Annotated in this window: 13 protein-coding genes; 2 read left to right on the top strand and 11 right to left on the bottom strand. The window is 71.7% G+C overall.

Annotated features, from left to right (window positions below):
* Nucleotides 1-81: 81 nt before the first annotated feature.
* From AB0J42_RS02665 to AB0J42_RS02615, 11 genes are all read right to left on the bottom strand, one after another.
* Nucleotides 82-1,974: a S8 family serine peptidase gene (locus AB0J42_RS02665; RefSeq protein ID WP_364287832.1), complete on the bottom strand. Its 1,893-nt coding sequence runs from the start codon at nucleotides 1,972-1,974 to the stop codon at nucleotides 82-84.
* A gap of 98 nt (nucleotides 1,975-2,072) precedes the next feature.
* Nucleotides 2,073-4,223 carry a 1,4-alpha-glucan branching protein GlgB gene (glgB, locus tag AB0J42_RS02660; RefSeq protein WP_364287829.1) on the bottom strand — a complete coding sequence of 717 codons (2,151 nt, stop codon included), beginning with the start codon at nucleotides 4,221-4,223 and terminating at the stop codon, nucleotides 2,073-2,075.
* A gap of 93 nt (nucleotides 4,224-4,316) precedes the next feature.
* Nucleotides 4,317-5,240: an NAD(P)-dependent oxidoreductase gene (locus AB0J42_RS02655; protein WP_364288192.1), complete on the bottom strand. Its 924-nt coding sequence runs from the start codon at nucleotides 5,238-5,240 to the stop codon at nucleotides 4,317-4,319.
* Entirely contained in the window at nucleotides 5,237-5,629 is a 393-nt protein-coding gene (locus AB0J42_RS02650; protein ID WP_364287826.1) for a carboxymuconolactone decarboxylase family protein, read from the bottom strand. Before AB0J42_RS02650 ends, AB0J42_RS02655 begins: the two co-directional genes overlap by 4 nt.
* On the bottom strand, nucleotides 5,626-6,024 hold the full coding sequence (locus AB0J42_RS02645; protein WP_364287823.1) for a cupin domain-containing protein: 399 nt from the start codon (nucleotides 6,022-6,024) through the stop codon (nucleotides 5,626-5,628). Before AB0J42_RS02645 ends, AB0J42_RS02650 begins: the two co-directional genes overlap by 4 nt.
* The gene (locus AB0J42_RS02640; protein WP_364287820.1) at nucleotides 6,025-6,930 is read right to left on the bottom strand and encodes an NAD(P)-dependent oxidoreductase; all 906 of its coding nucleotides are present in this window, start codon (nucleotides 6,928-6,930) and stop codon (nucleotides 6,025-6,027) included. It abuts the gene before it with no gap.
* Nucleotides 6,927-7,781, bottom strand: a complete 855-nt coding sequence (locus tag AB0J42_RS02635) for a glucose 1-dehydrogenase (RefSeq protein ID WP_364287817.1) — start codon at nucleotides 7,779-7,781, stop codon at nucleotides 6,927-6,929. Before AB0J42_RS02635 ends, AB0J42_RS02640 begins: the two co-directional genes overlap by 4 nt.
* On the bottom strand, nucleotides 7,778-9,256 hold the full coding sequence (locus tag AB0J42_RS02630; protein WP_364287814.1) for an NAD(P)/FAD-dependent oxidoreductase: 1,479 nt from the start codon (nucleotides 9,254-9,256) through the stop codon (nucleotides 7,778-7,780). Before AB0J42_RS02630 ends, AB0J42_RS02635 begins: the two co-directional genes overlap by 4 nt.
* A gap of 14 nt (nucleotides 9,257-9,270) precedes the next feature.
* Nucleotides 9,271-9,843: a carboxymuconolactone decarboxylase family protein gene (locus tag AB0J42_RS02625; RefSeq protein ID WP_364287811.1), complete on the bottom strand. Its 573-nt coding sequence runs from the start codon at nucleotides 9,841-9,843 to the stop codon at nucleotides 9,271-9,273.
* Nucleotides 9,840-10,754 (bottom strand): hypothetical protein, encoded by a 915-nt coding sequence (locus tag AB0J42_RS02620; protein ID WP_364287808.1) that lies wholly within the window; start codon nucleotides 10,752-10,754, stop codon nucleotides 9,840-9,842. Before AB0J42_RS02620 ends, AB0J42_RS02625 begins: the two co-directional genes overlap by 4 nt.
* A 12-nt stretch (nucleotides 10,755-10,766) precedes the next feature.
* Nucleotides 10,767-11,528: an aldolase/citrate lyase family protein gene (locus AB0J42_RS02615; protein WP_364287805.1), complete on the bottom strand. Its 762-nt coding sequence runs from the start codon at nucleotides 11,526-11,528 to the stop codon at nucleotides 10,767-10,769.
* 249 nt (nucleotides 11,529-11,777) lie between these two features.
* Between AB0J42_RS02615 and AB0J42_RS02610 the strand changes: the two genes are divergently transcribed.
* On the top strand, nucleotides 11,778-12,530 hold the full coding sequence (locus tag AB0J42_RS02610; protein ID WP_364287802.1) for an IclR family transcriptional regulator C-terminal domain-containing protein: 753 nt from the start codon (nucleotides 11,778-11,780) through the stop codon (nucleotides 12,528-12,530).
* A gap of 116 nt (nucleotides 12,531-12,646) precedes the next feature.
* Nucleotides 12,647-13,699, top strand: a complete 1,053-nt coding sequence (locus AB0J42_RS02605) for an extracellular solute-binding protein (protein WP_364287799.1) — start codon at nucleotides 12,647-12,649, stop codon at nucleotides 13,697-13,699.
* Nucleotides 13,700-13,702: the final 3 nt, after the last annotated feature.

The raw sequence follows: 13,702 nt of genomic DNA, 5'->3' as shown, positions 1-13,702 counted from the left end.
TTCCTCCGAGGACGTCAGGCGGACGGCACGGCAGGTAGCTCCCCTGCCGTGCTGTCCGTAACGCCTCGGTTTCCTAGCCCTTTACTGGGATTTGATCACCTTCGTCGCGGCCTTCTTGAGCGCCGCGCTCGTGGACTTCTTCGACAGTCGCACCTTCTCTCCGGACTTGAGGACCTTGGTGCCGTTCCTGCCGTGTGCCCAGTTGAGCCAGCCGGTGAGCAGCGCGCTGTCGAGCCGCCGCTTGGCGGTCTTGGTGTTCTTGAGCACCCGGTACGCCGTGCCCAGCGTCGACGCCTTGGTCAGCTCGGGGAAGACCTTGCTGGCCTTGCCCACCAGCTTCAGGTAGCAGGTGAGCGTCTCGTCGCTCATCGTGCCGCTGCTGCGGTGGATCTCCGTGGCCCACTGCTGGGTGGTCAGCCGCTTGCCCGAGGTGCCCCGCGTGCAGACCGGCGCGGCCTTGGCCGGCGGGGTGGGGGTCACGGTGATCGTGACCGTGACGGTGACCGTCGGCAGCGGCACCGGCGCCGGGTCCGGCGCCGGCGGGTCGGGCTCGGGGGTCGGGCCGCTGCTCGTCGGGTCGGGGTCGGGCTGGGGACCAGGGTCGGGGACGGGATCCGCGGGGCCGGGGTCCGGCATCGCGGGCGGGCTCTGGCTGATGTCCGGCTGCGGCGCGGCGCCCGTCACCGCCGCCGCCAGGTCCAGCCGGGGCGTGCGCACCTCGGTTCCGCCCGCCTGGTAGACGTACGGCCGGCCCGTCGAGACGAGCTTGGCGATCAGCTCCGGCATCGGCGTGTCCGGCGACTGCGCCTTCAGCACCGCCAGCGCCCCCGCCACGTGCGGGGTGGCCATCGAGGTACCGCTGTAGGTGGTCATCTGGCCGTCCGGCACCGCCGACTCGATGTCCACGCCGGGCGCGAACAGGTCCAGCAGCGCGCCCCGGTTGGAGAAGTCGGCGATGGCGTCGCCGTCGTCGTTCGCCCCGACCGCCACCGCCGAGCTGAGGCAGGCCGGGAACGTCGCGCCCTCGAAGTACTCGTTGCCGGCCGCGACCACGGTGGCCGTGCCCCGGGCGAGCAGGGCGTCGATCTTCGGCTTGAAGATCCGGCCCTCCTCGCTGTCGTCGCAGGCCGTCTCGTACGGCATGCCGCCCAGGCTCAGGTTGACCGCGGCCACGTCGTTCAGCGAGGCCACGTAGTCCAGGGCGAGCCGGAGCGACGACTCGTACGCCAGCAGGCAGGCCGGCTCCCCGCACAGCTCCTCGTCGTTGACCCGGCTGAACACCTGCACCGCGATGATCCCGGCGCCGGGCGCCACACCGCCGGTGCCCGCGGCGATGCCGGCCACGTGGGTGCCGTGGTCGCACAGGTTGAACCCGCCGAGCAGGCACCTCTCAGTGGTGGCGGAGGCCGACCCGGGGCCGGTCTGGCTGGTCTCGCCGCTGGGGCAGAGCGACTCGACGCCCACGTCCACGGCGGAGAAGCAGGCCTCGGCCACCACCCGGCCGCCCAGGAACGGGTGGTTCGCGTCGACGCCGGTGTCCAGGATCGCGATGTTCTGCCCCGCCCCGGTGTGGCCGGCGGCGTGCGCCTGGTCGGCGCCGATCTGGGCGATGCTGGAGGCCAGGGCGGGCGGGTAGGCGCGGTCGCGGTGGATGGAGGTCACCCGGGGGTCCTCGGCGAGCGCGGTCAGCTCCTCGGCGGTGCCCTGGACCACCATGAACGGCTGGGCCTCGGGCTGCAGCAGCACCTGGACGTTGCCGTCCGCCGCCTTGCCCGCGACCGGGGCGTGCTCGGCCGGGTCGGTCAGCTCGACGATGGCCCGCACGGTGCCGCCGTCGACGGCTAAGCCCTCCTCGACCTTCTCCTCGGCGGTCGCGGCGGGGGTGGGGGCGGGGGTGGGATCGTCGGCGAACGCGGGCGCCGCGGGAAGCAGCGCCAGCACGATCGCGGTGACGATCAGGGGGCGAAGTCGCACCGGCTTCCTCCGAGGAGACATGATCTCGGAGTTTAAGGTGATTTATCAGGGCAGCACAGACCCTGTCGCCCCTTTCTCACCAGACTTTCAGGCACCAGTCAGGAAGCGGGCGAGGCCAGCCAGACCGCGCCCAGCGGCGGCACCCGCAGCGTCGTGGAGTACGGCAGCCCGTGCCACGGCTCCTCAACCGCCTCCACCGCGCCCATGTTGCCCACCCCGCTGCCCCAGTACTCGTAGGCGTCCGTGTTGACCACCTCCGCCCACTGCCCCTCGTACGGAAGACCGAGCCGGTAGTGCTCGTGCGGCGAGCCGCCGAAGTTGACCACGCACGCCACCGCGGACCCGTCCTTCGCGTAGCGGACGAACGAGAACGTGTTGCCCTGCGCGTCGTCGGCGTCGATCCACCGGAAACCCTCGGGCCTGGTGTCCTGCTCCCACAGCGCCGGGGCCGCCCGGTAGAACCGGTTCAGATCACGTACCAGCCGCTGCACGCCCTGATGGCCGTCGAACTCCAGCACCCACCAGTCCAGCCCGCGCTCCTCCGACCACTCCGAACCCTGGCCGAACTCCCCGCCCATGAACAGCAGCTGCTTGCCCGGATGCGCCCACATGAACGCCAGCAGCGCACGGAGCTGGGCGAACCGCTGCCACTCGTCGCCCGGCATCTTGCCCATCAGCGAACCCTTGCCGTGCACCACCTCGTCATGCGAGAGCGGCAGCACGTAGTTCTCCGAATAGGCGTAGATGAGCGAGAACGTCATCTGATGATGGTGGTACTGCCGGAAGATCGGCTCCCGCCGGAGGTACTCCAGCGTGTCGTGCATCCAGCCCATGTTCCACTTGAACCCGAACCCCAGCCCGCCCAGGTGGACCGGCCGCGACACCCCCGGCCAGGCGGTCGACTCCTCCGCCACCGTCGTGACTCCGGGCGCCTCCCGGTAGCAGACCGTGTTCATCTCCTTCAGGAACTCGACCGCGTCCAGGTTCTCCCGCCCGCCGTAGACGTTGGGCGTCCACTCGCCCTCGCGCCGCGAATAGTCCAGGTAGAGCATCGAGGCCACCGCGTCCACCCGCAGGCCGTCGACGTGGAACTCCTTCAGCCAGTAGAGCGCGTTGGCGACCAGGAAGTTGCGCACCTCGCGGCGGCCGAAGTCGAACACGTACGTCCCCCAGTCGGGGTGCTCGCCCCTGGCCGGGTCGGCGTGCTCGTACAGCGGGGTGCCGTCGAACCGGGCCAGCGCCCAGTCGTCCATCGGGAAGTGCGCCGGCACCCAGTCGAGCAGCACCCCGACGCCCTCGCGGTGCATCCGGTCCACGAACGCGCGGAACTCGTCGGGCGTGCCGAACCGGGCCGTCGGCGCGTAGTAGGAGGTCACCTGGTAACCCCACGACCCGCCGAACGGATGCTCGGCCACCGGCAGCAGCTCCACGTGCGTGAACCCCAGATCGGTCACGTACGCGGAGAGCTGATCGGCCAGCTCCAGATACGACAGGCCCGGCCGCCACGAACCGAGATGCACCTCGTAGATGCTCATCGGCTCCTCGCGCGGCTGCTTCTCGCGCCGCGCGGCCATCCACTCCTCGTCCTGCCAGGTGTAGGCCGACTGCTCGACGACGGAGGCGGTCTGCGGCGGCTTCTCGGTCCGGCGCGCCATCGGGTCGGCCTTGTCGCGCCACACCCCGTCGGCGCCCAGCACCTGGTACTTGTAGCGCTCACCCGCGCCGACGCCCGGGATGAACAGCTCCCACACCCCCGACCGCCCCAGCGAGCGCATCGGATAGGCGGTGCCGTCCCAGTGGTTGAAGTCGCCGATCACCCGGATGCCGCGGGCGTTCGGCGCCCACACGGCGAAGGCCGTGCCCTGCACGTCCTCGTGCTCCATCACCCGCGCGCCGAGCGCCTCCCACAGCCGCTCGTGCCGCCCCTCGCCGATCAGGTGCAGATCCACCTCGCCCAGCGTCGGCCAGTGCCGGTACGGGTCGCGCGCCTCATGCGCCGCCCCGCCCGGGTACCGCACGCTCAAGGTGTACGAGGGAACCTTGTCCAAGCCGGGGACCGTCGTCTCGAACACGCCGTGGGCCACATGCCGCATGTCGTACGCGGTGCCGTCGCCCAGCACCACGCGGACCTGCTCGGCCAGCGGGCGCAGCGCGCGGAACGTCACCCCGTCCGGGCCGGGATGGGCGCCCAGCACGGAATGCGGATCGTGATGCGCCCCGCCCGCGAGGCGGTCGAGCTCTGTCCTCATCGGCATGCTCCCCACACTGCCCTATGGCGACCGTCCAACCCAGCAACTGCCCGCATTCGCCGCGACAATCACCGAAAGAGCCGAATCTTGGGTTTATCCGGAGGAGAGCCCACCACTCCGCTCATCGAACATCCCCCGCAACCACGTGACGATCTCGGTGTGGTCGGCGGCGGGCGGCAGCCGCTCGGCGGCCTCGGCCCACAGCTCGGTGGCCGCCCGGCCGAGCCGGGCGCTGACGCCGGTGGCCTCGGCCAGCTCGACCCCGATGCGCATGTCCTTCAGCATCAGGCGCAGGCCGAAGCCCGAGTCGAAGGTGCCCGGCAGCACGTGGTCCGGCCACTTGCGCTCGGTCGAGCCGCTGCGTCCGCTGGAGGCGTTCACGGCCTCCAACATGGTCACCGGGTCCAGCCCGAAGCGCTGCCCGGCGAGCATGGCCTCGCCGGTGAGGAGCAGGTGGGTGGCCGACATGAGGTTGTTGAGCGCCTTCAGCGCGTGGCCCGCCCCGGCGGGGCCGAGGTGCAAGACCCGCCGGCCGATGACCTCCAGCAGGGGCCGCACCCGCTCGACGTCCTCGGGCTCGCCGCCCGCCATGACGGTGAGGGTGCCGTTCACCGCGCCCTTCACGCCGCCGGAGACGGGCGCGTCGACCAGCCGGACGCCCCGCTCGGCCGCCCGCTGCGCCAGCGCCCGGGTGTTCATCGGGCGGGAGGAGCCCATGTCGACGACCACCGTGCCGGGCTCGGCGGCCGCCAGCAGCCCGTCGTCGTGCATGACGGCCTCCACCGCGGCGGAGTCGGGGAGCATGAGCACGACCGCCGCGGCGTCGCGGGTGGTAGCGGCGGAGCCGGGCACGGTGGCGCCGCCCGCCGCGCGCAGCGCCTCGGCGGCGGACGCGGACCGGTCGTGGGCGCGCACGCGGTAGCCGGCCTCCAGGAGCCTGCGGGCCATGGGCAGGCCCATGTTGCCGAGGCCGACGAAGCCGACCGTGTCGCCGGGCCGGAGCGGGGTGCCGTTCAGGGGATCGTCACCCCCTCCTCGCGCAGCTCGCCCAGCGTGCGCTCGGCGATGCGGAACGACTCCAGCGCGGCGGGGGCGCCCACGTAGACGGCGGTCTGCAGCAGCGCCTCCTGGATCTCCTGCTCGGTGACTCCGTTGGCGATCGCGCCTCGGACGTGCACCGCCAGCTCGTGCCCGCGGTTCAGCGCGGTGAGCATGACCAGGTTGAGCAGGCTCCGGGTGCGCCGGTCGAGACCCTCCCGGGTCCACACCGCGCCCCAGCAGTACTCGGTGACCAGCTCCTGCACCGGGCGGCTGAACTCGGTCACGGCGGCGAGCGAGCGCTCCACGTGGGCCTCGCCCAGCACCTTCTTGCGCACGGCCAGGCCGGCTTCGAAACGGTCGGTCATCGGGGCTCCTCATCGTGTGCCGCGGCGTAGTCCTCAGGGCTGACCTCGCCGTACCAGTGGGTGGGGCCGAGCGAGATGGCGGTGTGCGTCATCAGCGTGGTGTCGGTCGCGCCGTGCCAGTGGCGCTCGCCCGGCGGAACCCAGACCGTGTCGCCGGGCAGCAGCCGGACCGCCGGGCCGCCCTCGGCGCAGACCCAGCCCTGCCCGGCGAGCACCTGGAGGATCTGGCCGTCCTCGTGCTCGTGCCAGTTGGTCCTGGCGCCCGGGGTGAAGGTGACGACGTTGATCGTCGTGTCGTCGGTGGTGGGCAGCACCGAGTCCGCCCAGACGGTGCCGACGAAGGTGTCGGATCTGAGGGTGGTGGGCCCGCCGGCCCGTCCTCGGACGATGCGCATTCAGTCCTCCTGTTCTCCGTGCTGCTTTTCGTGCACGCGGACCCCGCCGGCCACGTCGCCGATGGCGTCCACCACCCGGTTGCTGATCTGGTCGGCGTAGCCGAGGTTCGCCGCCAGGCCGAAGCTGGCCAGCGGCCCGGCCGCGTTCAGGCTGGGGACGCCCAGCTCGCGCAGGTGGTCCACGTACAGCACGACGTCCTTGGTCATGAGGGCGGAGGTCAGCCCGCCCTCCAGGTAGTCGCCCCGGACGATGTGCGGGAAGCGGTTGGCGGTGGCCCAGTTGGCGCCGCTGGAGGCGTTAAGCACCTCCAGCAGGGCCTCCGGGTCGAGCCCGGCCTTGCGGCCCGCGATCATGACCTCGCTGGTGGCGGCGAGGCTGACCGCGTTGAGGAAGTTGTTGAGCAGCTTGGCCGAGTGACCGGCACCCGGTCCGCCCAGGTGGAAGATCCGCTGCGCGAACGTCTCCAGCAGCGGCCGGACCCGGTCCAGCGCTGCGCGGTCACCCCCGGCCATCAGCGTGAGCGCGCCCCGCTCCGCCGCCGCCGCGCCGCCGGAGACGCCGGCGTCGAGGAAGCACGCCCCCTCGGCGTCCAGCAGCGCGGCGATCCGCCGGGTGGTGGCGGGGGCGCTGGTGCTCAGGTCGACGACGATCTGACCGGCCCGCGCGTGCGCGAGCAGCCCGCCGTCGCCGAGCACGACCGCTTCCACCGCCCGGCTGTCCGGCAGCGAGAGCAGGATGACATCGGCGGTACGGGCGACCTCCGCGAGACCGGCGGCCGGGGTCGCGCCCGCGCGTTCGGCGGCGCCGGGCACGGGGTCGTGGCCGAGCACCCGGTGTCCGGCGCCGGCCAGGCGGCGGGCGATGCGGCCGCCCATGTTGCCCAGGCCGACGAAGCCGACGCTCATGTGTCCCCTCCCTTCGGGGTGATGACGCGGGCCGCCTCGTCCACGGGGGCGGGGTCCCACGCACCGGCGCCGCCGCCGGGGCGGACGGTGTTGACCCAGGCCGAGCCGCCGTCCACGGACAGCACCTCGCCGTTGACGTAGGAGGCGTCGGAGCTGAGCAGGAAGGCCACCGCCGCGGCGACCTCCTCGGGAGTGCCGGTGCGCCGCTGCGGCACGGTCGTACCCCGCCGCCTGAGGTCGTCGCCCGCGCCGGGCCGCCCCGCCGAGCTCGCGAACAGGCCGGTGGGCACGAGCCCCGGCGCTACCGCGTTGACCCGCACTCCCTGCGGGCCGCCGTACATGGCGGCGCCGCGCATCACGCCCAGCACGCCGTGCTTGGACGACTCGTACGGCAGCAGGTCGTGGCTGCCTCGCAGGCTGGCGATCGAGGCCGTCAGCACGATCGCGCCGCCGGAGCCCTGCGCGGCGTACTGGCGGAAGGCGGCGCGGACGCCGAGGAAGGCGCCGCGCAGGTTGACCGCCACCACCCGGTCGAAGTCCTCGACGCCGATCTCGGGCAGCCGGTCGAAGGTGCCGACGATGCCGGCGTTGAGGTGGTGCAGGTCCACCCGGCCGAACCGCTCCACGGCGGCGGCGATGTAGGCGTCTGTGTCGTCCGGGTCGGACACGTCGGCGCGCACGGCGAGTGCCGGGCCGGGCAGGGCGCCGGCGACCCGGCGCGCCCCCTCCAGCTCGACGTCCACCACGACGACCGACGCGCCCTCGCGCGACAGCAGCTCCGCGGTGGCCGCGCCGATGCCGGAGGCGCCTCCGGTGACGACGGCCACCGCGCCGTCGAATCTGCTGGTCATGACTTCCTCTCCGGTGATGTCCCCTCGTAGACCAGGCCGCGCCGGGGCAGCGCGCGGCAGAGCAGGTAGTAGACGAGGTGGGTGCGGGGCCACTGGGTGACGTTCGCGCCCGAGGGCGAGTGGTAGTAGTTGTTGCAGCCCGCGTTCATGGCCGAGGCGTGCTTGGCGAGCTGCCGGTCCAGCCAGGTCACGTACCGCTCCAGCGCCGGCTCGCGGGTGTCCACCAGCCGCGCGCCCGTCCTGCGGACCCGGGTGATGGCCCGCACCGCCACCTCGGCCTGGCGTTCGAGCTGGGCGATGATGGAGAAGCCGCCGTTGGTGTTGGGCCCGTACATGATGAAGAAGTTGGGGAAGCCCGGCACGGTCACGCCGAGGAAGGCCCGCGGGCGGTCGCCCCAGTACTCCTGGATCTCCTGGCCCTCCCTGCCCGTGACGGTGAACCCGGACAGGAACCTGGTCGGCTGGAAGCCGGTGCTCAGGATGAGCACGTCGCACGGGTGCTCCACGCCCTGGTCGTCGATCACGCCCTTCTCGGTGACCTCGGTGACCGCGTGCGGCACGAGCGTGACGTTCGGCCGGTTGAGCGCCGGATAGAAGGTGCTGGCGTAGATCGGCCGCTTGCAGCCCCAGGGGTAGGAGGGGGTGACCGCCGTGCGCACGGCGGGGTCGTCGATGGCCTCCTCGATGTAGCGCAGGCACAGGTCGCGCATCCTGCGCTGCTCGCGCCCGCCGGTGTCGTAGGCCTTGAAGCGCCGCATCGAGTCCAGGAAGAGCTTGTACCGGTAGAGCTTGCGCAGCGCGGGGAAGCGCCGGAAGCGGGCCCGCTCGGCGTCGGTGAAGGCCCGCTCGCCCTTGGGCTCCACCCAGCCGGGCTCGCGCTGGAAGACCTCCAGGTGCTCGACCGCCGGGGCGATGGCGGGCACGACCTGCACGGCGGTGGACCCGGTGCCGACGATGGCGACCCGCTTGCCGGCCAGGTCCGTGTCCGGGTCCCAGCGGGAGGTGTGGAACGACACCCCGCCGAAGTCGTCCAGGCCGGGCCAGGACGGGTAGCGGGGCACGCTCAGCAGCCCGACGGCGCTGATGACGAACCGGAACGAACGCCGTTCGCCGTCGTCGGTGGCCACCCAGTAGTGCCCGGCCTCGTCGTCCCAGGTGACCGACTCCACCCGGACGCCGAACCGGAAGCGGGGCCGCAGGCCGAAGCGGTCCAGCACCGCCTCGGCGTACTCCTGCAGCTCCGGCTGACTGGCATGGGTGCGCGGCCAGTCGTACGGCATGAAGGAGAAGGAGTAGGCGTGCGAGGGGATGTCCACCTCGCAGCCGGGATACCGGTTGTCCCACCAGGTGCCCCCGGGGGCCGGTGACTGCTCGAAGATGGTGAAGCCGTTGATCCCGGCCTGCTGGAGCTTGACGGCCGCGGCGATGCCGCCGAAGCCGCCGCCGATGATCGCCACCAAGGGCTCTCCGGTCACGGGCTCACCCCCTTTCAGGGCTGGGCCGGCGGCCGGACGTCGAAGACCGCCAGCTGCGTGGCCAGGTGCGAGTACCAGCCGACGATCACCGTGACCTCGAAGAGCCCGTCGGCGCCGAGGGCGGCGACGGCCCGCTCGTAGGCCGTGTCGTCGAGCGTTCCGGTGCGCAGCAGGATGCGGGCCGTCTCATGGACGACGCGCTCCCGCTCGTCGGCGAAGCCGGGATCCGTGCCCGCGCACAGGGCCTCCACCTCCTCGTGGGAGAGCCCGGCGGCGGGCCCGGCGAGCCGGTGCGCGTACAGCTCGTACGGGCTGTCACGGTGCTGGGCGACGGTGAGGATGATGATCTCGCGGCTGCGCTCGGTGAGGGAGATCTCGAACCGGACGGCCGCGCCGAGCTGCTCGAAGGCGCTGCCGATGGCGGGGTTGAGCAGCCAGGCGTTGCACGGCCCTTGCAGGGCGCCGTCCTCGTCGACGATGGGGAAGGCCCTGGACTTGGTGGCGCGGCGGCCGTTCACCAGGTTGTCGTAGATGCTCCACTGCCGGGCGTCGAGGTCGCCGGGCAGGAACGGGGGGATCCGGCTCACGAGGCGTCCCCGGGCATCGGGTAGTCGTCGGCGTTCAGCACCCAGCCGGGCATGCGGGAGAAGTCCTCGCGCGGCGGGGAGAAGATGTCGAGCAGGTGGTTGACGCCGTCCGACGTCGCCTGGCTGGTGTGCTCGGCGGGCGGCGGGATGATCGTGAGCGAGGGGCTGGCGACCTGCTCGTGCTCGTCGGCGCGCCAGTGGCTCAGGTCGGTCGTCCAGGGCCAGCGCAGGTGGTGGGTGAACTCGCCGTCGATGACGAGCGAGCACTGCTCGAAGTCGTCGTGCGTGTGCGGGGACATGCGGGTGGTGTCGCGCGGGCCGGTGCGCGGGTGGGTGAAGTTCACCATGAACGTGCTGCACCTGAAGAGGCGGAAGGGCGGCTGGGACAGCCCCGGCACGTCGAGGTCGTAGGTGCGCAGCCGGAACCCGCCGACGGGCTCGGGCCAGGAGGTCAGCGGGGCGACGCCGGGGCGGGGCTCGGCGTAGTCGGCGGCGTTGGCGGGCTCGGCGGGGGCCGCCCCGGAGCGCACAGTGAAGATCGTGATGACCCGGCCGCGTCCGCCGAACCGGACCTCGGCCGAGCCCGGCGGGATGAACGTGAGCGTCTGCCCGCCGACCTCGGTGGCGGTCCCGTCGATGGTGATCGTCGCGGTCGCGCCCTCTTCCGGGATGAGTACGGCGCATTCATCGGATGAATCGCTGACCGTGAACCCCGTCGGGGTGACCAGGTCGGTGTAGCCGATCACCAGGTGCTGGCTCCGGCCGTACCAGGTGCGGGTCTCCCCGTCGGCGGTGGTGGGCGGCAGGTCGTAGAACTTGACGTGGCTCGGGGGAGAGAACGGGCCCTCCACCTTCCGCGCCGCCGTCGCCGTGGGCAGGGTGGAGCGGGCGTCGGTCGGGTCGTACACCATGGTCGGTCCTTTCTAGGAGTGGGAGAGCGCGGCGTCGCGGCGGATCGCGGCGGCGGCGGCGCCGAAGATGCCCGCGTCGTTGCCGATCATCACGAAGGAGAAGCCGCGTCCGGCCGCCTCGCGGGCCGCGGCGGCGTCCCGGACGGCGGTGCCGAGCGGGATGTCCCTGGCGCGGGCGGCCTCCAGGAGCGCGTCGGCATGCCGCTGGATCAGCGGGTCGCCCGCGGGCAGGCCGCTGGACATGGTCAGGTCGCCCATGCCGAGGAAGGCGGCGTTGAGCCCCGGGGTGTCGAGGATCTCCGGGGCCTGTTCGAGCGCGGAGAGGTCTTCGAGCTGGGGGATGCGCAGGGTCTCCTCGTCGCCGCGCCTGACGTAGTCGGCGGTGGCGTCGAGCCCCCAGGTGCCGGCGCGCGAGGTGGTGCCGAGGCCGCGCCCGCCGCGCGGCGGGAAGAGCATGCCGCGCATCGCGCGCTCGGCGACGTCCTTCCCGGTCACGTGCGGGACGAGGATGCCGTCGGCGCCGGTGTCCAGCACGCGCTGCAGGTGGCTGCCGCCGGCGTCCGGGACGCGGACGAGGGCGTGCATGCCGAGCCCCTGGGCGACGACGACCGCGCGGTAGGTCGACTCCAGGGTCATGGGGCTGTGCTCCATGTCGGCGACCACGAAGTCGAAGCCCGCGCGGGCCAGCAGCTCGACGGTCTCCAGCGCGGGGATCTTGACCCAGGTGCCGATCAGGCATCGGTCGCTTTCACGGAGGTGTTGCAGCATGCGCATAAAGCCTCCTGTCCCTCATTGAGGGATGAGGGTTCTGTTAAGCGGGATGTGGCGACCGTAAGCTTTCGGGTGCTGTGCGTCAAGAGCACCCCTTTTGAACGTTCACCTTTCTCGGAGTTGAAATGTCCGAGAAGTCTTGACGGCTCCTGTAGGGCGTGTTCTACAGTCCGACTACGTACCGGATGAGTGAACGGGCAGCCCGTATAGCGGGACGCGCCTGCTCCGGATCTATGGCGAGAGGACAACCGCGTGACCACCCCAGACATCCCCAGCGGCGACCTCCAGGTCGTCGCCCGAGTGGTCCAGCTGCTGCGGCTGCTCGGCGAGGCCGGGACCATCGACCTGGTGTCGGCCGCCCAGGAACTGGGCGTGGGCAAGTCGACGGCGCACCGGTACCTGGCGTCGATGGAGAACCACGGACTGCTCTTCCGGCGCGACCGCAACCGCTACGAGTTCGGCCCGCTGCTGGCCGAGCTCGGCACCCTGGCCCTGTCCAGGCTGGGCGTGGTCAACGTGGCCCGCCCGATCATGGAGCAGATCAGCCTGAGGATCCGGCACACCGTCGTCCTCACGATCTGGAACGGCAGGCAGGCGGTGGTCGCGCAGGTCCACGAGGACAGCAGCCGCACCGCCCACGTCTCCATCAGGACCGGGAGCGTGCTGCGGCAGGGGACGGCGCAGGACTGCGTGCTCCGCGCGTTCCAGGACCAGTCCTTCTACCGCCTGCGCAGGAAGACGGCGGAACTCGGAGAGGAGGCCGACGGGCTCGACGAGGTGCGCAGGACCGGCGTCGCCATCCGTTCGAGTGCCAGCGAAGGGGTACGGGCGGTGGCCGTGCCGGTCAGGGACGCGGACGACCGTGTCGTGGCCGCCCTGGCGGTGGTCGGCGTGACCCAGCTCGTACCGGAAGAGGACGACAGTGACGTGGTGATGACCCTGCGCGAGGGCGCGCAGGCGATCAAGCAAGCACTGAGCGCATCACTTGAGCGCACGGGAGAGTGACGACTCTCCCGCAGCCGCGGCGGGCGGACGCCGGCCGCGGGCGGGTGACGGGGGTGGACCCGGGGCCGTGACCCTCAGCGGGTCGTGACGGCTCCCCACTCGAGAAAGGCAACCACATGAGGCACAACCATCTTCGGACCCTGATCGCCACCGGCGCGCTGCTCGCCGCCACGGCCGCGTGCGGGGCGGACTCCTCCACAAGCGCGGCCACCGACACCCTGACCTGGGCCAGCACCGGAGGGCAGTTCCAGGAGGACGAGAAGAAGGCGCTGCAGGAGCCCTTCACCGCCAAGACGGGCACCGAGTTCGTCAACGTGAGCCCCGCGGACGCCGCCCAGGTCAAGGCCATGGTCGCCTCGGGCAAGACCGTCTGGGACCTGGCCAACATGAGCTGGATCTACGCCGGGGCCTACTGCGGCGAGCTCTATGAGAAGCTCGACGACCCGCAGCTCGACCGGAGCAAGTTCCCCGAGGGCACCACCCACGACTGCTTCGTGCCGACCTACCGGTACGCCAACGTCTTCAGCTACAACGCCGACATGTTCGAGGACGAGGTCCCAACCAAGATCGAGGACTTCTTCGACGTCGAGCGCTTCCCCGGCAAGCGCGTCGTGCACGACTATCCCAAGAGCGGCCTGCTCGAAGCCGCCCTGATCGCCGACGGCGTGCCGCCCGACCAGGTCTACCCGCTCGACCTCGAACGCGCCCTGCGCAAGCTCGACACCATCAAGCCGCACCTCGTCTTCGCCCCCAGCTACGGCGCGATCCAGCAGATGATGGTGGACAAGCAGGGCTCGATGGTCCTCACCGTGACCGCCCGCAGCATCGTCACCGCCCAGAGCGGCGCCAACCTCAAGCCCGTCTGGGACTTCACCACCGTCGACATCGGCGCCCTGGTGATCCCCAAGGGCACCCCCAACAAGAAGCTCGCCCAGGAGGCGCTCGCCTTCATCACCGAACCCGAGCAGGCCAAGGCCTACGCCGAGCTGACCGGCACGGCCCCCGCTCGCACCGACGTGGACATCACCACCATCGGCTACAGCGACATCCAGAAGGAGTTCAACGCCTTCCTGCCCGACCGGGGCACCCTGCTGGAGCAGAACAAGCCCTGGTGGATCGAGAACACCGACGCCGTGGTCAAGCGCTGGACGAGCTGGAAGGTCAGCTAGGTA

Source organism: Nonomuraea sp. NPDC049649, from assembly GCF_040675175.1.
Taxonomy (GTDB): Bacteria; Actinomycetota; Actinomycetes; order Streptosporangiales; family Streptosporangiaceae; genus Nonomuraea.
This window is presented reverse-complemented; position numbering and strand designations above follow the sequence as displayed.